The organism is Lentibacillus saliphilus (assembly GCF_019093865.1).
In the GTDB taxonomy this organism is placed as follows: domain Bacteria; phylum Bacillota; class Bacilli; order Bacillales; family Amphibacillaceae; genus Lentibacillus_B; species Lentibacillus_B saliphilus.
In genome coordinates this window covers 91,591-115,548 of record NZ_JABJXD010000008.1, presented here as the reverse complement: position 1 = coordinate 115,548, position 23,958 = coordinate 91,591, and the positions used below count along the sequence as shown (strand labels likewise).

23 protein-coding genes are annotated in these 23,958 nt (G+C 40.9%); 2 read left to right on the top strand and 21 right to left on the bottom strand.

Annotation, left to right across the window (positions count from 1 at the left end; all coding sequences use genetic code 11):
• Positions 1 to 714: 714 nt before the first annotated feature.
• The 5 genes from HPC67_RS12620 to HPC67_RS12600 form a co-directional block, all read right to left on the bottom strand.
• On the bottom strand, positions 715 to 1,140 hold the full coding sequence (locus tag HPC67_RS12620; RefSeq protein WP_217588454.1) for a hypothetical protein: 426 nt from the start codon (positions 1,138 to 1,140) through the stop codon (positions 715 to 717).
• Between the two features lie 486 nt (positions 1,141 to 1,626).
• Positions 1,627 to 3,003 carry a replicative DNA helicase gene (dnaB, locus tag HPC67_RS12615; RefSeq protein WP_217588453.1) on the bottom strand — a complete coding sequence of 459 codons (1,377 nt, stop codon included), beginning with the start codon at positions 3,001 to 3,003 and terminating at the stop codon, positions 1,627 to 1,629.
• Positions 3,004 to 3,103: 100 nt separating this feature from the next.
• On the bottom strand, positions 3,104 to 3,550 hold the full coding sequence (rplI, locus tag HPC67_RS12610) for a 50S ribosomal protein L9 (protein WP_217588452.1): 447 nt from the start codon (positions 3,548 to 3,550) through the stop codon (positions 3,104 to 3,106).
• Complete coding sequence (locus HPC67_RS12605; RefSeq protein ID WP_217588451.1) at positions 3,547 to 5,523, bottom strand: DHH family phosphoesterase; 1,977 nt, start codon at positions 5,521 to 5,523, stop codon at positions 3,547 to 3,549. The genes rplI and HPC67_RS12605 overlap by 4 nt, the downstream gene beginning before the upstream one ends.
• Before the next feature lie 83 nt (positions 5,524 to 5,606).
• Positions 5,607 to 6,554 (bottom strand): YybS family protein, encoded by a 948-nt coding sequence (locus HPC67_RS12600; protein WP_217588450.1) that lies wholly within the window; start codon positions 6,552 to 6,554, stop codon positions 5,607 to 5,609.
• 358 nt (positions 6,555 to 6,912) lie between these two features.
• Between HPC67_RS12600 and HPC67_RS12595 the strand changes: the two genes are divergently transcribed.
• A complete protein-coding gene (locus HPC67_RS12595; RefSeq protein WP_217588449.1) occupies positions 6,913 to 7,407 on the top strand; it encodes a DUF1189 family protein in 495 nt (164 codons plus the stop codon).
• A 48-nt stretch (positions 7,408 to 7,455) separates the two neighbouring features.
• Here HPC67_RS12595 and rpsR read toward each other — a convergent pair whose 3' ends face one another.
• The 6 genes from rpsR to HPC67_RS12565 form a co-directional block, all read right to left on the bottom strand.
• Positions 7,456 to 7,686, bottom strand: coding sequence for a 30S ribosomal protein S18 (gene rpsR, locus HPC67_RS12590; RefSeq protein ID WP_217588447.1), 231 nt, complete (start codon positions 7,684 to 7,686; stop codon positions 7,456 to 7,458).
• 55 nt (positions 7,687 to 7,741) lie between these two features.
• Positions 7,742 to 8,224: a single-stranded DNA-binding protein gene (gene ssb / locus HPC67_RS12585; protein WP_217588444.1), complete on the bottom strand. Its 483-nt coding sequence runs from the start codon at positions 8,222 to 8,224 to the stop codon at positions 7,742 to 7,744.
• Positions 8,225 to 8,240: 16 nt separating this feature from the next.
• The gene (rpsF, locus tag HPC67_RS12580) at positions 8,241 to 8,531 is read right to left on the bottom strand and encodes a 30S ribosomal protein S6 (protein WP_217588443.1); all 291 of its coding nucleotides are present in this window, start codon (positions 8,529 to 8,531) and stop codon (positions 8,241 to 8,243) included.
• Between the two features lie 144 nt (positions 8,532 to 8,675).
• A complete protein-coding gene (ychF, locus tag HPC67_RS12575) occupies positions 8,676 to 9,776 on the bottom strand; it encodes a redox-regulated ATPase YchF (protein WP_217588442.1) in 1,101 nt (366 codons plus the stop codon).
• A gap of 254 nt (positions 9,777 to 10,030) precedes the next feature.
• Positions 10,031 to 10,246, bottom strand: a complete 216-nt coding sequence (locus HPC67_RS12570) for a DUF951 domain-containing protein (protein ID WP_217588441.1) — start codon at positions 10,244 to 10,246, stop codon at positions 10,031 to 10,033.
• A gap of 73 nt (positions 10,247 to 10,319) precedes the next feature.
• Positions 10,320 to 11,348, bottom strand: coding sequence for a YkvI family membrane protein (locus HPC67_RS12565; protein WP_217588440.1), 1,029 nt, complete (start codon positions 11,346 to 11,348; stop codon positions 10,320 to 10,322).
• Between the two features lie 104 nt (positions 11,349 to 11,452).
• Between HPC67_RS12565 and yyaC the strand changes: the two genes are divergently transcribed.
• On the top strand, positions 11,453 to 12,070 hold the full coding sequence (gene yyaC / locus HPC67_RS12560) for a spore protease YyaC (RefSeq protein WP_217588439.1): 618 nt from the start codon (positions 11,453 to 11,455) through the stop codon (positions 12,068 to 12,070).
• A gap of 125 nt (positions 12,071 to 12,195) precedes the next feature.
• Here yyaC and HPC67_RS12555 read toward each other — a convergent pair whose 3' ends face one another.
• The 10 genes from HPC67_RS12555 to spoIIIJ all read right to left on the bottom strand — a co-directional run bounded on the left by HPC67_RS12555 (position 12,196) and on the right by spoIIIJ (position 23,883).
• Positions 12,196 to 12,909: a DUF554 domain-containing protein gene (locus HPC67_RS12555; protein ID WP_217588437.1), complete on the bottom strand. Its 714-nt coding sequence runs from the start codon at positions 12,907 to 12,909 to the stop codon at positions 12,196 to 12,198.
• A 32-nt stretch (positions 12,910 to 12,941) separates the two neighbouring features.
• Entirely contained in the window at positions 12,942 to 14,096 is a 1,155-nt protein-coding gene (locus tag HPC67_RS12550) for an aminotransferase class V-fold PLP-dependent enzyme (RefSeq protein WP_217588436.1), read from the bottom strand.
• Positions 14,097 to 14,191: 95 nt separating this feature from the next.
• A complete protein-coding gene (locus tag HPC67_RS12545; protein WP_217588435.1) occupies positions 14,192 to 15,028 on the bottom strand; it encodes a ParB/RepB/Spo0J family partition protein in 837 nt (278 codons plus the stop codon).
• A complete protein-coding gene (locus HPC67_RS12540) occupies positions 15,009 to 15,782 on the bottom strand; it encodes a ParA family protein (protein ID WP_217588434.1) in 774 nt (257 codons plus the stop codon). Before HPC67_RS12540 ends, HPC67_RS12545 begins: the two co-directional genes overlap by 20 nt.
• Positions 15,783 to 16,085: 303 nt before the next feature.
• On the bottom strand, positions 16,086 to 16,928 hold the full coding sequence (noc, locus tag HPC67_RS12535) for a nucleoid occlusion protein (protein WP_217588432.1): 843 nt from the start codon (positions 16,926 to 16,928) through the stop codon (positions 16,086 to 16,088).
• Positions 16,929 to 17,189: 261 nt separating this feature from the next.
• Positions 17,190 to 17,903 carry a 16S rRNA (guanine(527)-N(7))-methyltransferase RsmG gene (rsmG, locus tag HPC67_RS12530; RefSeq protein WP_217588431.1) on the bottom strand — a complete coding sequence of 238 codons (714 nt, stop codon included), beginning with the start codon at positions 17,901 to 17,903 and terminating at the stop codon, positions 17,190 to 17,192.
• A gap of 416 nt (positions 17,904 to 18,319) precedes the next feature.
• A complete protein-coding gene (gene mnmG / locus HPC67_RS12525) occupies positions 18,320 to 20,206 on the bottom strand; it encodes a tRNA uridine-5-carboxymethylaminomethyl(34) synthesis enzyme MnmG (RefSeq protein WP_217588456.1) in 1,887 nt (628 codons plus the stop codon).
• Between the two features lie 613 nt (positions 20,207 to 20,819).
• On the bottom strand, positions 20,820 to 22,196 hold the full coding sequence (mnmE, locus tag HPC67_RS12520; protein WP_217588430.1) for a tRNA uridine-5-carboxymethylaminomethyl(34) synthesis GTPase MnmE: 1,377 nt from the start codon (positions 22,194 to 22,196) through the stop codon (positions 20,820 to 20,822).
• A gap of 290 nt (positions 22,197 to 22,486) precedes the next feature.
• Positions 22,487 to 23,119: an RNA-binding cell elongation regulator Jag/EloR gene (jag, locus tag HPC67_RS12515; RefSeq protein WP_217588429.1), complete on the bottom strand. Its 633-nt coding sequence runs from the start codon at positions 23,117 to 23,119 to the stop codon at positions 22,487 to 22,489.
• Positions 23,116 to 23,883, bottom strand: coding sequence for a YidC family membrane integrase SpoIIIJ (gene spoIIIJ / locus HPC67_RS12510; protein ID WP_217588428.1), 768 nt, complete (start codon positions 23,881 to 23,883; stop codon positions 23,116 to 23,118). The genes jag and spoIIIJ overlap by 4 nt, the downstream gene beginning before the upstream one ends.
• Positions 23,884 to 23,958 lie beyond the last annotated feature (75 nt).

Sequence of the window (23,958 nt, the reverse complement as noted above, 5' to 3'; positions counted from 1 at the left end):
TTTTCCCCACCAACGTCATTTATTGTACAACCATTAATTCGCTGGATGTATTGGAGTCCTCGGTGTTGTTGTCTGTGTTATTGATAACGTTTTCAATTTCACCTTTATTTAAAAATGATTTGAATTCTTCGATGTTATTGAACTCTAGGCGCTTGTCAATGTTTGCCTCTGAATTCGATATGCCTAATTCTTCATAAAACTCTTTTTCGCTTATTACTTTTCCACCTCGTTAATCAGTTTGTTAGTCGAAGCAGAGGTAGAAGCAGCATGCACGGACGAAATAGGTATGCCCGCAACTAACAACAACAAAGCCATGGATAAGGTAAAGAAGGTAAAAATTCTCTTTAGCATTATTAAAAACCTCCTTGATATTTCGTTTATAAGTTACCATATTACTTGTTTTCCTACAACGGGGATAAATACCTATTTTAAAAAGATTTTGTAAATATAAGTTTTAAAAAACGCACAGAATTATTTCTCTGTGCGTTTTATTTGATGATTCAAATCATTATTCTCGCTCGTAAAAAGAGCATTATTTCCCTCTTTAAATCAAAAATACAATTCAACTTGGTAAATTGCCTGGGTTGCGGGCTTAATGTAGTAAATAGAGTTGTTTTCCTTATCATAAAATGCATTTGCTACATTGTAATCAAGCGGAGCCGATTCACCTAGAGTAGTATGGAACAATGTAAGTGGTGACGACGGGGGATCTGATTACATCATAAATACTTCTTCATGAACCCAGTGTAAGTCTCCCAGTAAATCACCTGTCATCAGTTCGTCCGTTTCAGAGAATAACTTTTCCCCTGATTCAATATAAGGTTTCCCGGAAGTCGTATAGACCATCTGAGGGTTTCCTTCGTACAGAAAGGGAGGATTCTTGAGTTCTATGATACGTTCTTCTAATTCAAGGCCTAAAGAATAAAGTTTTTCTTGTCCATTGTTTTTATAACCAGTCACATCTCCGGTTTGTCTGTCGACAGTATAAAATCTGTACTCACTGCCTTCCACTTGTACAATCTCCTTGTTGCCTTCTATGACGTGAATACTTTCTCTATCGTTCAACCCGATGAAGTTGGTTTCATTGTCTTCTTCATCATAAAAATAAACATATTCACCTGTAAATTTAAGGTCGTTCAATGGGTGGGTTGATGATAAAATTAATCTTTCTCACTTTGATTGTAATTGATACCAGAAACCTAGTGTTCTCTAAGTCCATTCTGTTCGCCAGTAATTCTATCATAAACTAAAATATCATCCTTCACTGTGGCGAATTGGATGTGACCTACTATGATGAAGTGAAAATTTTTGACATCAAGTGGTTGTCAGGACAACTCAAAGAATTGTTCACTATCGACGGTGAGGGTATAAAGAATTATAAGGAATTTTTCAAAGCAATCTTTTGATAAATACTGAATAATAGATAGGACGCCCCTGTATTTTCGGAGCGTCCTATCTGTTGACACTGCCCTTTTAGTCTTTCAATGAAAAAAGAGTTTAGGGATTTCTATTTTTTAACGAATTACTAAGACAAGGAGGGAATTCACTATGCAATGCCATGAACAATTAAACAATAAACCAACAAGGGATGAGGACAACTTGGTATATACACCACCAACCTTATCCTTAAGCGTGAACTGGTGGGGCGGATGGGATATCACTTTCATTGTAGCGATGATCCAAGTCAACAAATTTGTTATATTCTTTTACAAAAGCAAGTTCAACTGTTCCGACTGGACCATTACGTTGCTTAGATATGATAATTTCAATAATATTTTGTTTCTCGGATTCTTGATCATAATAGTCGTCACGGTACAAAAATCCAACGATGTCGGCATCCTGCTCGATACTGCCTGATTCACGAAGGTCAGACATCATCGGGCGTTTATCCTGACGCGACTCTACGCCACGGGAAAGCTGTGACAACGCAATAAGTGGAACTTCAAGCTCTCTTGCAAGGCCTTTAAGACTCCGGGATATTTCCGATACTTCTTGCTGACGGTTTTCCCGAGAGCTCGGACTTCCTTGAATGAGCTGTAAATAGTCAATGACGATCATTCCGAGGCCATGCTCTTGCTTGAGACGGCGACATTTAGATCTGATTTCACTGACGCGAATGCCTGGTGAATCATCAATGAAAATACCAGCATTTGATAAGCTGCCCATTGCCATCGTGAGCTTGCCCCAATCCTCGGCTTCCAGACTACCTGTTCGGAGACGTTGCGCGTCAATATTACCCTCGGCACATAGCATACGGGAAACGAGCTGATCCGCTCCCATCTCCAAACTAAAGATCGCGACATTCTCATCTGTGTTGATGGCGACATTTTGAGCAATATTTAGAGCGAATGCTGTTTTACCGACGGAAGGACGTGCGGCGATAATAATTAAATCGTTTCTTTGGAAGCCAGACGTAATCCGGTCCAAATCACGGAATCCTGTCGGTACACCCGTAATATCGGCATTACTATGATGAAGCTGTTCAATGTTGTCATAAACCTCTATGAGAACATCTTTAATTTGTTTAAATGCGCCACTGTTACGCCGACTTGACACTTCAAGAATGTTCTTTTCAGCGTCATTTAAAATATCTTCAACTTCATCTTCTTTTTCATAACTCGTTGAAACGATATCCGTTGCCGTCCGAATCAGCCGGCGCAGCAAAGATTTTTCTTCAACAATTTTGCTGTAGTACTCAATGTTCGCTGCTGTCGGGACACTTCCTGCTAAGTCGGACAGGTAAGAAACGCCACCTGCTTCATCAAGTGTTTTTTCACTTGCAAGCGCGGAGGTTACTGTAACGAGATCAATCGGCTCTCCGCGATCAGAGAGCTTTGCCATCGTATCAAATATCCGCTGATGCGCAGCTCGGTAAAAGTCCTGTGGCATTAAATGCTCTGAGGCTGACGCAAAAGCATCCGGCTCTAGAAAAATAGCACCGAGTACAGCTTGTTCTGCTTCTATATTATGTGGCGGTGTACGATCATTCCACGCTTCACTCATGTTTTCTCCCCCTCTTGCTCGAGGCTGTGGCATATATGCGCCATCCTCACGCGTTTACACACATGAAAAAATGACAAACGGATATGTTAGCTCTGTATTATTATTCTTCAACAACTTGTACTTGAATGGAACCTGTTACTTCTGGATGTAATTTCACGGGCACTTGTGTGTGACCGAGAGACCGAATCGGGCTATCAAGCTCGATTTTACGCTTATCAATTTTATAGCCATGGTCTTTTTTCAACGTATCCGCAATGTGCTTGTTCGTAACAGAACCAAACAACGTACCACCTTCGCCTGATTTAGCTTTAATGACGACCTTAAGATCAGCAAGCTTATTCTTGAAATCAATCGCATCTTCTTTTTCCTGCTGTTCACGTTTTTGATCTTTACGTTTTTTCGCTTGCAAAGCATCCATGTTCGCTTTCGTCGCTTCATCTGCTAATTTATGCTTGAGCAAATAGTTACGTGCATAACCATCCGCAACATCCTTCACTTCGCCTTTTTTTCCAGTACCTTTAACATCTTTTAGTAATATAACCTTCATTCTTCGTCTCCCCCTTCAAAATAGTCCGTGAGTAATTCTTTCAACAACACTTCGACATCGTCAATCGTTGTGTCCTCGATTTGCGTAGCGGCATTTGTTAAATGACCGCCACCATTCATTTGTTCCATAATGACTTGAACGTTGACCTTGCCGAGTGAGCGGGCACTTATGCCAATTCTACCATCCTTGCGTTCTGATATAACGAATGATGCTTCAACACCTGACATCGTTAATAGCGTATCAGCTGTTTGCGCAATCAGAATTGGATTATACGTTCTGCCTGTCGTCCCTTTGGCAATCGCCACTGTATCATGAAACATATAAGCTCTTTCTACAAGTTTACTCCGTTCTATATAGATATCAAGATCTTCCTTTAAAAATTGCTGCACGAGTACGGTATCGGCGCCTTGAGATCTTAAGTAAGAAGCGGCATCAAATGTCCGTGACCCTGTTCTTAACGTAAAGCTTTTCGTATCGACAATAATGCCGGCTAGTAGCGCTGTTGCTTCAAGCATTTTTAACTTTAGCTTTTTCGGCTGATATTCAAGCAGCTCTGTCACTAATTCTGCCGTTGACGATGCGTAAGGCTCCATATAAACGAGTGTTGGATTTTCAACAAATTCTTCCGCCCGTCGATGGTGGTCAATGACAACTTTAAATTCTGTTTTATTAAGAAGACGTGGGTGTACGACCATTGACGGCTTATGCACATCAACGACGACGACAAGGCTGTTGGACGTTGCCATGTCATCTGCCTCATCAGGCGTTATGAAATAATTCCATATGTCATCATCTTCTTTTAAAGCTTGAATGAGACGATACACACCTGTTTCAACATCATCAGGGTCATATACAACATAGCCTTCAACATCGTTCGCTCGAGCAATGTTTAACACACCGATGGCAGCTCCAACAGAATCCATATCAGGCATCTGATGGCCCATAATTAAAACATTATCACTGTCTTTCACAAGCTCTCTTAAAGCGTGAGAAATAACGCGTGCACGGACACGGGTCCGTTTTTCCATCGGATTCGTTTTCCCACCATAAAACCGGACTTTTCCGGATTCATCTTTTATGGCAACCTGATCGCCACCGCGCCCAAGAACTAGATCTAGACTTGATTGTGCCAGCTCACCAAGCTCTGGCAAGTTTATTCGACTCGCTCCCACACCAATACTAATCGTTAATGGGACGTTTTGTTCTGTATCGATATGTCTAACTTCATCAAGAATATCGAAACGGTTTTTCTCAAGCTTTTCTAAAATGGCTTGTGAAGCGACAGCCATAAAACGATCCTGTGATGTTCGTTTCAAGTAAACGCCATACTCATGCGACCAATTGTTCAAAACGGACGTCACCTGAGAATTCAACTCACTTTTACGCGCATCCTCCATGTTCTGGGTAATGTCGTCATAGTTATCAAGGAAAATAATTGCGAGAACGGTTTGCTCCTGCTTAAACATCTTTTCAATTTCTGCTTGCTCTGTACGATCAAACAAGTATATGAGTCGTTCTGCTCGTTTTACATGGGCTTGAAAGACGTAATTGCCATATTGAAACATATGATTGTCTTCAGTGTCATCATTAATATACTCTGATAAGCTCTTGGATAGAAAATCAAGTGATTCCCCAATGAGCGTATCTTCATTAGCGATATCACTGACGTACGAATTCGTCCATTCAATGTTGAAATCATCATTGTACAACACGATACCGATGGGCATTTCTAATAAAGCTTCCTCGCCAACTTTTCTCACGCGATGAGAGAGTGTTGAAATATAAGCTTCTGTTTCATCTACAAGAGTTTGCTCGACTCGCAAGCTATAATAAAACGAAACGGCTAAGAAAAGCGTCATGACAATCCCAAGTATCCAATTAAAATACCAGATTAACGCCAAGAGGCCGATCGCCAAGCCATAAATCACCAATAAATGGCTCCCAATTTTAAGTTTTTTTTCGAATCCAGGCATCTAATCAGCTCCTGTTTCTTTTCCTCATGTGAAAGCCATGCATGTGTTCCAAACTAGACTTCCCAAACGTACGCAACGTCAAATTATTTTTGATCATTACTCAAGCGATCACGTAATCCAAATCCAATGTCAATAATCCCGATAATCCGGATGATGTAGAGCATGACAAATGGCATGAGTAATGAAATAACGACGATGGTAATTGGTATTGCTTTAGACATTTTTTTATTGTGAGCATAGAAAAAAATAAACGAAAACCCTTGTAAGGTCATTAATAATCCTGTTAATAAAAGGGCGTTTTGAGTGGCGAGCAGCATAAAGCTATCACCATCTTTAACCAACAAACCCGCTATGAGTGCAATAAAGTATACCCAAATGAGCGAGCTCGGTAAACGCATTGAACGAAAAGGCGGAAAGCGTAATTTACGGGTTTCCAAACGATTGATGACTTTATAGCTGAACCATTGTGTAACGAAAGCCATAAAGATGGCCATAACGGCGAGTGCAACGGGCAAATAATCGGTCAGACTTTCAAACATTTCTCTTGCGACAGCCATTTGTTCTGTTGCTTGATCACTAAGTCCAACACTCGTCATAATCTGTTCACTCATTGCAAGGGACTCATCGATCATTTGATCCGTTTCTGCAATCCAGTTTACATCGAGTACAACCTGACTGAATACAAATGCAATGACAAGACCAATGATAAATCCAATCGTCCCACTTGCCCACGTTTCATAGGGTGAGAGTTTTTTGTTAATCGCCGTTCCAATCATGATGCCGCCAAATGCAGCGAGCGCCGCAACCGGAATCGAAAAAAATGTTCCAAACAATATGGCCAATAAATGTGCCACTATAAACATGATCCCAACAGCTTTCCAATCATACTTAGCTGCATAAAGAACAAATGGAACAGGTAATACAAAGGTTGCAAATAGATTCAAGACCGGAACAAAAATGGCCATAATCAAAAGTACGATGAACACAACTGTCATGAGTGCTCCGTCTGTTATTTTTTTTGACACATGCATTATGGATGTCTCCTCTGATGTCCGAGTCATGTCACTCGAGTTCTCAATTTACTTCATTACTCTATGATAACATGATTCGCGTTTAATTTGGTACGTCATCAACCAGAAAATATTTCCCGGGCAATACCTGACAAAAATCGCGCGCATTCTCACGTAAGAAATATTTAGCGACCAATTGTTCATCATAAATCACCGAACAAGCATCACGTGCTGTTTTCAGATATAATATATATCAGTTTGTTATGAAGCAAACGTTGTATATGAACTGAGCAATTTTAATCAGTTTTTAAAACAAACATTTACATATTAAGGAAGTCCATACCAGGACTTCAATTATAAAGAAAAAAGGATGATACATATGGTACTTTGGCATACATTCCTTTATAGTCTGCAGCTCCCTAAAAAACAGGCGATGTTCAAACTTAATCGGATCGGAATGGATTTTGCCGTTATTTACGTGCTCCTTTTAACGTTGATCGGATCAATTCCTGTTGCTGTCCAGCTGTTGTCTTCTGGAACAAATGAACAAGAGATCAATACGCTGTTTTGGCTCGTATATTTTTTCTTCATATATTACGTCCCATTGACGATCGGGATATTTCTGGTGCTCACCTTCATCGCATATATGGGAACGATCGTTGCAAAGCTTATGCATCGAAAGCTTAAATTGTCTATTCTTTGGAAAATGAGCGCATTTGCCTCGACAATACCTGCTCTCATCTATACCATTATTGCGTTTGTATATCCGTTAAGTATTCACACGTTGTGGCTCTTTATGTTATACGTATGTATTTTCCTAGTTAAAATGATCACCGTTTATCCAAAACGGCGTCAAAGAAGAAACGCGTCTTAAACATGTATAAGGCCCCCAACGCTTCATAGCATTGAGGGCCTTTATCATTTATTCTGCAACATACGGCAATAATGCCATTTGTCTTGCGCGTTTGATTGCTTTAGTCAATTTACGCTGATATTTTGCAGATGTTCCAGTTACACGACGAGGAAGAATTTTCCCACGTTCAGAAATGAAACGCTTAAGCAAATCAACGTCTTTATAGTCAATGTGCGTAATGCCGTTAGCTGTGAAGAAACACACCTTACGACGTCTTGCACGTCCACGACGAGCTGCCATATTTTACGCCTCCCTACTTTCAAGGATTAACGATGATCGATTTCGATCCGACCATCTAAAATGGTAAATCATCATCAGATATATCAATCGGTTCGCCTTCTTCTTGGAAAATCGAACCTTTATTAGGCTGGTTTTGGCCTTGTGATTGATTCTGATTGAAGTTTTGGTTTTGGTTCTGTTGGAATCCTGGTGCATCCTGCCCGCGATTTTGTGAGCTGCCTTTAGGCTCCAAAAACTGTACGCTATCCGCGACAATTTCAGTCACAAAAACCGTTTTCCCATCTTGTCCTTCAAATGTACGTGTTTGTACACGACCGTCTACACCGATCAAGTTGCCTTTTTTCATAAAGTTAGCTAGGTTTTCCGCTGGTCTGCGCCATACAACACAGTTAATAAAATCAGCTTCACGAGCACCTTGCTGGTTTGAAAAAGGCCGATTCACTGCAATGGTAAAATTGGCTACCGCTACTCCGGATTGTGTATAACGTAGATCAGGATCCTTCGTTAATCTGCCGACAAGTACGACACGATTCAACATCAGAACCACCCCTTATTTATTGGTCTTCTTCACGAATTGCAATATGACGGATAATATCATCTGAGTATTTTGCCTGACGATCGAATTCATTTACAGCGTTTTCGTCACCAGAGAAATTAATGATGATATAATGTCCATCACGATAATCGTTAATTTCATAGGCAAGGCGTTTCTTGCCTTTATCGTCAACTTTTTCAATTTCCGCGCCGTTGTCAGTAAGCACTTTGTTGAAACGCTCGATTAGCGCTGTTTGTGCTTCCTCTTCCATGTCCGGGCGGATGATGTACATAATTTCGTATTTTCTCATCCGTTACACCTCCTTTTGGTCTTGGCGGCCCCTTTTAATAAAAGGAGCAAGGAGCAATTAATTTTCATTACTCACATCGATTGATTATACCAAACCTGATAGAAAAAAACAACTATAGAACGATAAAAGGGATCCTACTAACGTTTACACATTAAATCTGAAATGAATGACGTCTCCGTCTTTCACGATATATGCTTTGCCTTCTAGGCGTACTTTACCATTTTCCTTTGCCTGTACCATCGAACCTGCATCCATCAAATCATCATAAGAGACAGTTTCAGCTCGAATAAAGCCGCGTTCAAAATCTGTATGGATAATGCCCGCTGTTTGTGGTGCTGTCATACCGATCCGGAAAGTCCAAGCTCTCACCTCTTGGACTCCAGCTGTAAAGAAGGTTGCAAGACCGAGCATGTGATAAGATGCTTTAATGAGCTTGTCCAAGCCAGATTCAGCAATGCCAAGCTCATCAAGAAACTCAGCCTTTTCATCGGCATCAAGCTCAGAAATTTCTTCCTCAACTTTCGCACATACCGTAATGACCTCTGAGCCTTCTTTTTCAGCATGGGCCTTTACGGCCTGTACCATTTCATTCGCATCTGGATCAGCGACTTCATCTTCACTCACATTGGCAACATAAAGCATCGGCTTTGATGTTAACAAGTGTAAGCCTTTTACGATGACCTTTTCCTCATCCGTAAATTCAACTGCTCTTGCGGGTTTTTCGGATTCAAGACCGTCCTTGAGCTTTTGCAAGACGTTAAATTCTGCTGCCGCATCTTTGTCCTTCTGTTTTGCTAATTTCTCTACACGCTGATACCGTTTATTGATCGTCTCCATATCAGCTAGAATGAGCTCAAGGTTAATCGTTTCAATATCGTCGATTGGATCAACTTTACCAGATACGTGCGTAATATTTTCATCTTCAAAACAACGCACAACCTGACAAATCGCGTCAACCTGGCGAATGTGTGATAAAAACTGATTACCGAGACCTTCACCCTTGCTAGCACCTTTGACAATACCAGCAATGTCCGTGAATTCAAATGTTGTCGGAACTGTTTTCTTCGGGTTTACGACTTCTGTTAATTTATTTAAGCGACTGTCCGGAACTTCTACAATACCTACGTTCGGATCGATCGTTGCAAATGGGTAATTTGCAGCTTCAGCGCCCGCTTGCGTAATGGCATTAAACAATGTTGATTTTCCAACATTGGGCAGTCCTACGATTCCTGCTGTTAAAGACATTCAACTTTCAACTCCTTAAAAGGTTACCATTCATATGAACGCGTTGGTCATTCCAATTATAGATTCAAGCACAGCGTTTGACAAGAAATGAAAATACAAAAATAGACAACTCTCATTGCCTATTTTTGCTTTTTGCGGCTCTATATCATCTTTTTTACAATTTCAACAGTTTTGAAGTCCTATTTGTTGCCATAACTGCCTAAAATTGCGCAATATTAAATTCGCTTTATTCATAATCATCTATTTAATCAAGCTTAGTCCTCTATATTTTGTGGTGCTTCTGCCTTCACGAGTATTTTTTTCATTGTTTTCGCAAACTCGCGACGTGGTATCATAACACTATGATCACAGCCTAGACATTTTATCCGTATGTCCATACCCATACGAATGATTTGCCACCGGTTTTCTCCGCAAGGATGTTGTTTTTTCATTTGGACGATATCATTAAGTGCGAAGTCTTTGTCTGCCATGCGTCCCTACCTCCCTGTCCACTCTTCTACTCAAATTCTATAACAAATGAGATGGATTGAAAAGTCTAGAACGCTATTTATTAGATGGATTCGGCTTTTTGTTCCATATTGGATAAAGCAACAGCCGTGTTAAGACATAAAGATTTAGTATGCCATAGACAGGATATATAAAGCTAATGAGTGTTGAGAAACCAAGCGTCGTTAATGGGATCATAGCTAGAACTAGACAGGCGACCAACAACCATAATGGCAGCTGAATGCGGTGTCCAATTCGGGTAACTAAGCCTAACATTCCTGAGGCTGCTGTTGTAAATATGGCAAACCAAAGTAATACAGACATAAATATAAGCATCTGAAATGGATAATGCTTCAAGATCGCAAAAAGCGGAATTTCATAGAGGAGCAACTCTTCAGATATTTGAATTAAGCTATTATTATATATGAAGGAAATCGTTCCTAACGTAAGGCCACTGCCCACACCAGCAATCCAGATTTCTTTTGGTGAGCCAATTTTGCTTCCAATCGCACCTAATACAGCGATGAGCGGTAAGATATTTAAAGCGGTAAAAGGAAATGCCGCCATCCAATTGCTTTGTTCATGCCAATGAGACAACAAAAAGAGCTCTTGATCGTACGTAAATCGAAGCAGTACATATAACAGCCCTCCTAACAAAAGGGGGAGAATATAGCGGTTCATGGCAATTAACCCATTAATATCGTTAAGAAACAACACAACGAGTGCTGTTATGATTAAACCAATTCCCCACCAATAAGAATAGTTGAACGCCTGTGCTGTTGCCCCACTCCCAGCAATCATCACAACAGTTGTCGTAAACAAATAAATGAATATCATAACATCATAAATGCGCGTCATGCGTTCTCCAACAACAATCCTTAACACTGGTAAATATTGCGTTGATTTTAACCGATAGCTAATCTTCATAATAACAACACAGCACATTGAAAAAAAGACCGCAAACATCAATATAGCTAGTCCACTTTCATGCCCAAAAAATTGCCACAGTTCTTGTCCTGAAGCATATCCCGCACCAATTGTCGTTCCGATAATTAAAAACATCCAGCTCAAGCCGCCTCGCATCATCAAAAACCTCCACATCAAGAATGCTCGTCTCATTTTTTAGTTTGATGTATAGAATGATTCAAATATCCGTATACTTATATCAATATGTATGTGGAGGCAAAGCTATGAATCTCGGAAACCGAATTAATTCAAAAAACTCCTTCATAAGAATTGAACATACACGGCCTGATGCAATCGCAACAATTTGTCAGACACTTCTTTCCTGGACACCAGTCGTACCTCGTGAATATGTCGTCGTGTTTGTTGGCACAGATCGTTCGACAGGTGATGCGCTCGGACCCCTTGCTGGATCGTATTTATCTGAGTTAAAACCTAAGCATTTGACAATATACGGCACGTTACATCAACCAATTCATGCAACAAACATGGAAGAATCTCTTGCTCACATCTATCATGTGCATCATAATCCATTTATTATTGCTGTAGATGCGTGCCTTGGCAAAACAAGTTCAATTGGAACGATCATTGCTGAGCGGGCTCCGTTAAAGCCAGGGGCAGCCTTGAATAAGACATTACCGGAGATTGGTGATGTACATATTACAGGAGTTGTTAATGTAAGTGGGTTTATGTCCTACGCTGTACTTCAAAACACGCGTTTATCAATCGTCGTAGATATGGCAAAAAAGATTGCGGCAACATTTGAAGCGCTCGATCAACAGCTCACCTATTATTCTGTTCCAACAGCTATGAAGCGTTTATCGCCTGATAACCAAACAGTATAAGACTTTAAAATCAAATTGATGATCATTTCTATAAGGGGTTTAAGATTCGCTATCCCTTCTCAAACAGATTCAGAAACACAAAAAACGACTCTCCATATGGTAGGAGATGTCGTTTTCATCACGTTTTAATATATAAGGTGATACACATAATAAACGAGTCCAACGAGCACCAAGGAAGGAATTAAATTACCAACCCTAATTTTAGTGATCTTTAACATATTTAAACCAATTGCTAAAATGATTAAGCCGCCAACAGATGTTACTTCTGCAATCAGCCCGTTTAAAACATCTTGTGGTACCCATCGTTCAACTTGTGTTGCAATTAGCGTTAACGTTCCTTGATATAGGAGCACCGGAATAAAGGCGAATAACACACCGCTTCCTAACGTTGTTGTGAGTACAAGTGCCGTGAAACCATCTAACACACTTTTCGTTAGAAGCACTTCATGGTCGCCTCTTATGCCACTATCAAGTGGACCGATGATCGCCATTGCACCTACACAAAAAATGAGTGTTGCTGTTACAAAACCTTGTGAAAAGCTCATACCGGATTCTGATGCTGAGCGCGCAAAACGGGTTGCAAACCAATCACCGGCATTATTGAGCGACTCCTCTAATCGGATAAACTCCCCAACTACACTTCCGATCAGCATACTAAGAAGTACAACGATAATTGACTGTGTTGCAAATGCCATCTGCATGCCAATTAATAAAACGGCTAATCCGATACTGTGCATAACTGTTTCTTTCACACGTTCCGGGATTTTAGATAAAAATAGACCGAGTGTGCTTCCTACAATAATACATATACCATTTACAATGGTCCCGAACAGAACCATAGCGTCTCCCCCATTCCTTAGCGAATGGACCACTACAGCTCTGAATAAGCTGCTGCTATTTCACCAAGCGCTTTAATAAATATGTCTACTTCATGTTCTGTATTATAAACGCCTAGACTAGCTCTGACAATACCTGTCTGTAACGTTTTTATGTGTTCATGAGCGAGTGGGCTACAATGCAAGCCTGCTCTGACTGCAATTTGATAATGTGAATCAAGAATCATCGCTATTTCTTGAGAATCTGCACCAACAATGTTAAACGCAACAATTGGGAGCTTCAACTGCTCACTGGCTGGGCCATACAGCTTCACATTAGGAATCTTTTTTAACTCTGTTCTGAGCTTTTGAGCGAGCATTGTTTCACGTGGAACATTTTCACTAATACGTTGTTCATATAACTCGAGTGCTGCGTGTAGCCCGGCAATTGCTGGAACATTTAACGTACCACTTTCAAACTGATCAGGCCAAATATTTGGCTGATGCGGCAGCTCTGAATAAGTTCCAGTTCCACCATGGTGTATCGGTTCTAGCGTTATCCCTTCTGCAACGAGCAGCATACCGATGCCCTGTGGTCCCATTAACCCTTTATGACCTGGCATCGCAAGCATATCAATCCCAGTTTGCTGCATATGTATGGGAATATGACCTGCCGTTTGTGACGCATCCACAATGAAAAGGCAGTCATGCGCTTGTGCAACAGCTGCTATTGCTTCAATAGGAAGCACATCTCCGGTAACGTTTGAGCCATGTGTCATGATAATGGCTTTCGTCTCTGGTTTTAAGGCGTCCTTCACCTCTGAAACAAACGAATCAGCTTGTGGGCATGAATCTATGTACGTAACACGAATGTTTGCTTTTTCTTCTAAGTGGACGAGAGGGCGTCTGACTGAATTATGCTCAAAGACGCTGGCAATAACATGGTCACCTGCTGTTAGATTGAGGCCTTTTATCGCTTGATTAAGGGCAACAGTTGCATTAGAAAAAAAGAGAACGTGATCTGGACGCAGACATCCAAACAGAGCTGCAGCTTTTCTTCGTGCTGCTTGAATCATTGATGTTGACGTACGTGCTGACTGATGTGTGCCTCTTCCTGGGTTACCGCCCGTTCCATTCATCGTTTCAACGACGGCATCGATCACTTCTATTGGTTTAGGAAAAGATGTTGCTGCCTGATCAAAATAGATCATTTCATCACACTCCATATGGCAAACTAAGCTGAAGGCTTTGAATAAAAACTGGCGCAATGACGCTTGTTACACGCATCATTGTGCCAGCTATTACACTATTTTCCTAATGACTCGATTATACGATCAAGATCATCATCGCTAAAAAATTCGATTTCGATCTTCCCTTTTTTCTTTCCACGTTGAATCGTGACGGCTGTTCCAAGTTTGTCTCTCAATACTGTTTCGCGCTCTTGTAAAAATATATCTTTTTTAGCTTTAGGTTTCTCTTTTGTAGGAGCTGCATTTGCTTGAACGATTAATTGCTCAACCTGGCGCACATTCAGCTTGTCCTTACGTATTTTATTAACAATCGGGATCATTTGATCTTTATCCTTTAATCCAAGTAAGGCACGGCCATGACCCATACTCAATTCTCCGTTGTTAATATGAGCGACAATTTGATCTGGTAACGATAGTAGTCTCACAATATTAGCGATATGCGAACGGCTTTTCCCAAGTTTTTGTGACAGGTCTTCTTGGGTAATTTGAAGCTCTTTCATGAGGTTTGCATAGGCATGTGCTTCCTCTATCGGTGTCAAATCTTCACGTTGGAGGTTTTCCAGCAAGGCGAGCTCCATCATTTTTTCATCTGTAAGTTCTTTTACAACTGCTGGAATGCTCTTAAGGCCTGCTTCACGTGCGGCACGAAAGCGTCTTTCACCAACAACAATTTCATACCCTTTAATGCTCTGTCTCACAATGAGCGGTTGAATGATGCCATATTCTAAAATTGATTCTTTTAGTTCCTCTATTGCATCGGCATGAAATGTCTTTCGCGGCTGATACGGATTGGGACGACATTCATCTATCGGGATTTCTTGAACGGTATCATGATCTGTTTGCTCAATGTCCGTAAATAGTGCATCTAGTCCTCTACCCAACCTTCGCGTCATTGGTCATCACTTCCTTCGCTAACTCAAGATACACTTCGGCACCTTTTGATTTTGCGTCATATTGAATGATTGGTTTACCATGACTCGGCGCTTCTCCTAATCTTACATTTCTAGGAATGATGGCATTGTACACCTTATCCTGGAAGTATTTTTTAACTTCCTCAATAACTTGTAATCCTAGATTTGTACGGGCATCGAGCATCGTTAATAACACACCTTCAATCATAAGCGCTTTATTTAAATGCTTCTGTACGAGCCTAATCGTATTCAGCAATTGACTCAAACCCTCTAGCGCATAATATTCACACTGAACTGGTATGAGAACTGAGTCTGAGGATGTTAACGCGTTGATTGTTAAGAGACCCAAAGACGGGGGACAGTCGATGATAATGTAATCATATCTATCCTTCACTTCATCTAAAGCTTTTTTTAGTCTAATTTCCCTTGAAATCGTTGGAACGAGCTCGATCTCTGCACCAGCAAGCTGAATGGTTGCTGGAATAACATCGAGATTCGCTACTTTTGTTGGAACACATACCTCTTCAGCAGGTAAACTGTCCACCAGAACGTTATACACACATTTTTCCATGTCTGCTTTATTAATGCCTACACCACTTGTTGCATTTCCCTGGGGATCAATATCAACAAGGAGGACTTTTTTATTTAAATGAGCGAGTCCTGCACTTAAGTTCACTGCTGATGTTGTTTTGCCGACGCCACCTTTTTGGTTGGCGATAGCGATTGTTTTACCCATCTTGGCACCTACCTCTGACAATATAATTCTATTCTATCACGTTTTAACTTAAATGCTTACAAATACTGTCATCTTTTTTATATCATTTTTATATCATGGGTCATTTTTACGAACATTAATATTGAACAGGTCTATTTATTTTATCATGTAGACCAGATGAATTAAATATCATATTCATTTAATAGACTCTATCTTCCTAGCAAATCTGCTTTTGAGTGCGGGTTATAAGGAGAATCAAATAAAACCCAGCTTAAACATAAGCATGGGTTTTATTTTAAAAATAGCTGTTATAAAGATATGCAATTATTTCTTTTTCGGAATTCGAATCGTGATTTGATAGTAATCTTCAAGGTCCTCTTCGTTTGATTCTACGTCGACACCGGTATCGGATACCATATTAAGTGACTGGCGAATGGTATTCATTGCAATGCGGATGTCCTTGTTAATGCCTTTAAGCTTTGGACGTTTTTTAGGCTTTTTCTCATCTTTATGCTGAAGATTTGCTATGTAAGCCTCTGTTTCTTTAACATTAAGCTGCTTGTCTTTAATCACCTTCAAAACAGCTGATTGCTTTTCTTCTTCGCCCAGTTTAATGAGTGCTCTTGCGTGGCGTTCAGTGATCTCTTTATTAAGGATCGCTGTTTGAACATCCAATGGAAGCTTCAACAACCTTAATTTATTTGCAATTGTTGACTGACTCTTTCCTAATCGCTGAGCCAAAGCTTCTTGTGTTAAAGCATGTAACTCAAGCAACTGAGCATATGCTTTAGCTTCCTCAATAACGGTTAATTCTTCCCGCTGTAAATTCTCTATAAGCGCAACAGATGCCGTCTCCGTATCAGTCATCTCTCTGACAATCGCAGGAATGTTATCCCAGCCAAGCATTTGAACAGCACGCCATCTTCTTTCACCCGCAATAATCTCATAACCGTCCTCATCCGTTTTCCTGACAACGATTGGTTGGATCATGCCATGTGTATGAATGGTCTGTGATAATTCCTGAATCTTTTCTTCATTAAAAATTGCACGCGGTTGAAATCGATTCGCTTGTATATCCGTTACAGGAATTTCAATCACTTCGTCTGATTGTATGAGATTTTCATCAGTCTCTTGCTTGTCCCCTGTATTAAAAATCCGATTAAACATATGTTACACCACCTTTCAATAAACAAATGTTTCACGTGGAACAATTAATATCATATATGTGTAAACTGTCGTTCACTTGAATGAACCACATGTTGTTGGTTTTGGACGTTATGTATAAAACGCTGCAACAACAAGTTGCCGCGCTTTATTTGGATTACTATTATTTTATCATACTCGCGCTCATAAAGGGAATCTCATGCAAGCAAAAACAAACCTCACATGTCTACAAACAATAATCTAGCACTTATATGACAATAAAAATTATAATGGAAGCTTATTTGGTGTCCCTGGTTTACGCGGATATTTCTTAGGTGTCTGTTTGATCTTATCAACTAAGATAATCGCGCGCTCACTTTCCTCACTAGGTAATGTGAAAGCATGTGTCTCCTTAATGGCGCCTCCTAAAAGCTTAATTGCTTGTTTAGACTCGGATAATTCCTCAGCGCTTTGCGCGCCCTTCATTGCAATAAACATACCTGATGGCTTCACTAACGGTAAGCAAAGCTCACTTAATACCGACATACGAGCAACAGCTCGGGCTGTTACAATATCGTATTTTTCTCTGAATTGTTTATTTTTTCCGAATGTTTCTGCACGATCATGGTGAAATTGAACACCAGTTAAGCCGAGTTGATCACTCAAATGCTCTAAAAATCCGATACGTTTTTTCAAAGAGTCGACAATGGTAATGTTTAGGTCAGGAAAACAGATTTTAAGTGGGATACTTGGAAATCCGGCCCCGGCCCCTACATCACAAATATGGTGTTGACCCGTAAAATCCACAAAAAAGGCTGCACTAATCGAATCGTAAAAGTGTTTGAGATATACATCTTCTGGCGATGTTAATGCCGTTAAATTCATCTTTTCGTTCCATTCAACGAGCGTGCGATAATAGGTCGCAAACTGGTTGATTTGTCGGTCATCAAGATCGATACCATTTTTTTGTAGTGCTAAAACGAACTGTTCAGGATTCAAAACTAGAACTCCTCATATAGTATATTTAGGCATTGATTTTACGCCTATTTATTCTGAACCCTTAAGCATACAAAGGGTTATACCGCCGTTACCTTACAGGCGGACGCTTTCCACGGGCACGGCTTGAGCCTCGGGCCAAAAGGATGTTGGTCATGAAGGTGTGGCGATTGTCGTCGCGATTTTAACCTTCCTTCCTTTTCTGTGGGGTCTTCGGACGCGTGTTGTTCCCGCAGGAGTCGCCGCCTTCCATTCCAGGTAACTCAGTATGTGCATCTATTTCATAAATGAGTGTGCCTAAATGGACGCTCTTAGATAGGCCAATAGAATGGTCTTAGGCAATTCGTGATATCATTATGATAAATTTACCCTTTAGATAACGCGTTTATTTTTCTTTTAACATATTACTGCTCTTCTGTTTATTGGGCAGTGTATGCCATTTTCCCTTGCTCGATATAAATAAGCAGAATGGACACATCTGAAGGGTTCACACCAGATATACGTGATGCCTGCCCAACCGATAATGGCTGTACCTTCTTTAATTTCTCACGTGCTTCTGATGCAAGGCCCGTAATCGCATCATAATCGATGTGTTCTGGAATTTTCTTATCTTCCATTTTAAGCATACGTTCGACTTGTTCATTCGCTTTTTTAATATAGCCTTCGTACTTAATATGAATTTCAACTTGTTCTTTCACATGATCTGGAAGGCTGTCATCTGATTCGATCACAGAGTCAAGCAGATCATACGTCATTTCAGGACGTTTGAGCAAGTCAGATGCTTTAACAGCTTCTTTTAGCGGTGTTGCTTTTGCAACCTTCAACATATCTTGAACGGCCTCTGTCGGTTTAATAATAAGCTTTCGTAGTCGCTTAATTTCCGCTTCGACCTGTTTCCGTTTATCCAAGAAGTCCGTATACCGCTCTTCCGAAATAAGTCCTAACTCATGACCTAAATCGGTTAACCGCACATCTGCATTGTCATGACGCAGCAAAAGGCGATATTCAGCCCGTGACGTGAGTAAACGGTAAGGCTCTTGAGTGCCCTTCGTAACAAGATCGTCAATCATAACACCAATATACGCTTGGGAGCGGTCTAAAATCACGGGGTCTTTTCCTTGTATTTTGCGAGCCGCGTTAATGCCAGCCATTAACCCTTGAGCTGCCGCTTCTTCATAACCGGATGTCCCATTTATTTGGCCAGCTGTGAACAAGCCTGCGATATGTTTTAATTCCAATGTCGGCCATAGCTGTGTTGGAATAACAGAATCATACTCAATTGCATAGCCAGCACGCATAATCTCAGCGTGTTCAAGCCCAGGAACGCTTCTAACGAGGTCATGCTGTACAGATTCTGGTAAGGATGTTGATAAACCTTGTACGTAAACTTCCTCTGTTTGTCTGCCCTCAGGCTCTAAAAAGATTTGATGGCGTGGTTTATCGTTAAACCGTACAACTTTATCTTCGATTGAAGGGCAGTAACGTGGTCCCGTACCCCGCTTCATACCAGAATACATAGATGACAACGTTAAGTTATCATTAATGATTTGGTGCGTAAATTCATTCGTATATGTGAGCCAGCATGGAATTTGATCTGTTATATAATCCGTCGTTTCATAAGAAAACGCTTGGGGTTTATCATCACCAGGCTGGATTTCTGTTTTTGAGTAATCAATTGTATGACTGTTGACACGAGGTGGTGTCCCTGTCTTGAAACGCGTTAACTCAAGCCCTGTTTGCTCAAGATATTCAGACAGTTTAATGGATGCGCGTTGGTTATTTGGACCACTTTCGTATTCCAAGTCACCCATGAGCACTTTCCCACGCATAAAGGTACCCGTTGTCATAATCACCGCATCTGCATAATACGCAGCGTGTGTTTCGGTAATAACCCCTTTACAGATCCCATCCTCAATGATTAATTCATTCACCATGCCTTGACGGAGGGTAATGTTTTCTTCACGTTCAAGTAAATGCTTCATTTCTTTTATATACTCTGGCTTATCAGCTTGTGCTCTAAGCGCTTGAACGGCAGGCCCTTTACGTGTATTAAGCATGCGCATTTGAATATACGTTTTATCTATAACCTTGGCCATCGCGCCTCCAAGGGCATCAATTTCTCTAATAACAATGCCTTTTGCCGGACCACCGAGTGACGGGTTACACGGCATAAAGGCGATCATATCTAGATTAAGCGTCAGCATCAGTGTCTTGGCACCCATTTTAGCAGCCGCAAGTCCTGCTTCTACACCGGCATGACCAGCACCAATAACGATGACATCATAACGTCCAGCATCATATACCATATTCATTCATTCCTTTCCTTTATTATTCGAGTCGATTCTAATACCATCCGGACGCACCGTTAAAAACGGGAGCAGAAATATTAAACCTCCACCCCGTTCCACATCGTCCAATTAAATGACATGATCGTCATATATAAACGGTGAGATCAAAAGGTAAATATTACACTACATTAGCTCCGGAAATATACGTAGACTCCAGCGGGAGGAAGGCATAGGTGAGACCCCACAGTGCGTAGGAAAGGAAGGCTAAGACCGCGACGACAATCGCCACGCCTTCATGACCAACCTCCTGTTGCCCCGAGGCTCACCGAGGGGATGTTCGATTAAATTCGGCGCGTCCTGCGCCAACATCGAACGACCAACGTCCTGTTGGCCCACGGAAAGCGTAGTATATTTCCGGGGCGGTCGNTGCGTAGGAAAGGAAGGCTAAGACCGCGACGACAATCGCCACGCCTTCATGACCAACCTCCTGTTGCCCCGAGGCTCACCGAGGGGATGTTCGATTAAATTCGGCGCGTCCTGCGCCAACATCGAACGACCAACGTCCTGTTGGCCCACGGAAAGCGTAGTATATTTCCGGGGCGGTCGCTTTACCTCATATATCAAACGTTCATTATTTGCCTAAACAAAATTGCGAAAACAGCTGATCAATCAAGCTATCACTTGCAGTATCGCCAATAATTTCACCTAAATATTCCCACGTTCTCGTCACATCAATTTGGACAATATCTAATGGCATTCCCATTTCAAGACTTGCCATCGCATCCTCCAACGCACCTTTTGCTTTTTTAAGCAGCTGTATATGGCGCATATTCGATACATACGTCATATCCCCTGCATCTAAACGCCCTGAGAAGAAAATATCTGCAATCGCTTCTTCAAGCTGATCAATGCCTTTTGCATCAATAAGAGACGTTTCAACAATACGGTGTGATCCAGCAAGCTCTTTAACATGATCAAGATCGAGCTTTTGTGGCAGATCTGTTTTATTAATGATAACAACATAATCAAGGTCACCAATTAATTCAAGCAGCTGTATATCTTCAGGAGATAGCGCTTCATTATAATTAAGCACAAACAAAATCAAATCCGATTGCTTTAACGCCTGACGTGAGCGATCAACACCAATTTTTTCGACGATGTCTTCTGTTTCACGAATACCAGCTGTATCCACAAGCTTCAACGGAACACCGCGCACGTTCACATATTCTTCTATCACATCTCGGGTCGTTCCTGGTATTTCTGTTACGATTGCTTTATTTTCTTGGGCAAGTGCATTTAAGAGCGATGATTTGCCGACATTTGGGCGTCCGATAATCGCTGTTGCCAGCCCTTCACGTAATATCTTTCCTTGTTTCGCTACAGATAACAGCTCTTCAATATCATCATGAACTTCAGCAGTTTTTTGTTGCATCATCTTATGTGACATTTCTTCAACATCATCATATTCCGGATAATCGATGTTAACCTCGACGTGTGCAACCGTCTCAAGCAATTGTTGACGATACTTTCGTATTAAAGTCGATAGACGGCCTTCCATCTGATTGAGTGCAACCGACATCGCCTTGTCTGTTTTCGCACGAATCAAATCCATCACAGCTTCAGCTTGCGATAAATCAATACGTCCGTTCAAAAATGCCCGCTTCGTAAATTCTCCCGGCTCAGCCAAGCGCGCACCATTCGACAGCAATATATCAAGCACTCGATTAACGGCGGTTAACCCACCATGACAATTAATCTCTACAATATTTTCTCTCGTAAATGTCTTTGGTGCATGCATCACACTTGCCATAACCTCTTCAGCAACATCACCTGTTTCAGGATCAATGATTTTGCCGTAATGGATTGTATGTGTTGCAACATCTGTTAACTGCTTCCCGTTAAAAATACGTGCAGCTATGTTTATAGCATCCGGCCCACTTAGTCTAACAATCGATATTGCGCCTTCGCCTAAAGGGGTCGAAATCGCTGCAATTGTATCTGTCTCCATCGGCTGCACCCTCCTTTATCATCTTTTTTTCACTCTATATAAAAATCGTTATTGTATATATCACCAACGTTAGCGACTATTCACATGTAGATAAGTCACTAACTAAATAGAATATCATAAACCTACCTAAAAATAAATATATCCACAGCATTAAAATTTTCCAGTCGGAGCTCAGTTATGCACATGTGGATAAGCTTATTCTTCTTTAACGTACTTCATTATAACCGAAAACACATAAAAAACCCACTTGAGCTTACGTTCAAGTGGGTTAAATAGGCTTTACATAACGATTATTTAGATTGTGACGGTACAATAACGATGTGTCGATGGGGCTCCTGTCCATCTGAGTACGTCGAAATACGATCATCCGACTGAAGCATCTGATGAATGATTTTCCTTTCAAATGCTGGCATCGGTTCGAGCGCAACCTTCCGCTGTAAATAGAGCGCTTTTTCAGCCATTTTATGAGCCAAACTATCAAGTGAAGCCTTGCGACGATCACGATAGCCTTCTGCATCAACAATGACTGAAAAATGATTTTCACTATTTTTATTGACGACGAGATGAACGAGATACTGCAACGCATTCAATGTCTGACCACGCTTGCCAATGAGCATTCCCATTTTTTCACCTTCTAAATTGAAGGTTAAGGTTCGCGTATCTTCATCCTTAACAGTTGAAACCTGAACAGGCACATTCATCTTCGCTGTCACATCTAATATAAACTCTTCCCCTGTTTTGATCGGATCCTTGATCATGGTTACTTTAACAACAGCAAGCTTCGAGCCAAATACACCGAGCAAGCCCTTCTTACCTTCATCAATGATGTCAATCTTAACCTGGTCCCGTGTTGTGTTTAACTGCTCTAATGCTGACTTGACCGCTTGTTCGACCGTTTGTCCACTAGCAGTTATTTCTTTCACTTTTTGTCTCCTCCAGTTTCGGTGCCCTTCATCATCGGTTTACGAATAAACATCGTCTGGGCAACCATAAATATGTTACCGACAACCCAATATAAGGCCAACGCTGCCGGGAAGAAAAACGCAAACACAGTGATCATGATCGGCATCACATAAAGCATTACCGTCATTTGTGGGTTTTGTGCTGCCGGACTTCCTGCCATCATTAATTTCTGTTGTAAAAATGTTGCGGCACCTGCGATCAATGGTAAGATCATATCTGGCGAATCAAGTGCAAACCAAAGAAATGTTTGACCTGCCTCTATGCCTTCTGGGCGCCTTAACGCATGGAAAAGTGCGATTAAAATCGGCATTTGAACAAAAATAGGTAAACAACCAGCAAGTGGGTTCACACCATGCTTTTGAAACAGTGCCATCGTTTCCTGTTGTAGCTTTTGTTGTGTGTTCGCATCTTTTGAACTGTATTTTGCTTGTAATTCTTTTAATTCAGGTTGAATATCCTGCATAGCTTTAGAGCTTTTAAGCTGCTTAACGTTAAGCGGCACTAAAACTAAGCGAATGATAATCGTTACAATAATAATGGATATTCCGTAACTATTATTAAATACATCCGCAAAATACCTTAAGGCCAGTACCATCGGCCAAACAAACCAGTTGTTCCAAATGCCTTCGCTGTCTTCCGTAATTGGTTCATTTATGTCCGTACAGCCAGACAGTAATGTAACGAGTGCCAACAAGGCTGCGACGAGTAAAACCTTTTTGCGCAATTTCTTTCCTCCTAACAAAAAACCAGTCCAATTAGGTTTATGTATATCATTTATGTTTAGTTTACCATTAATGAT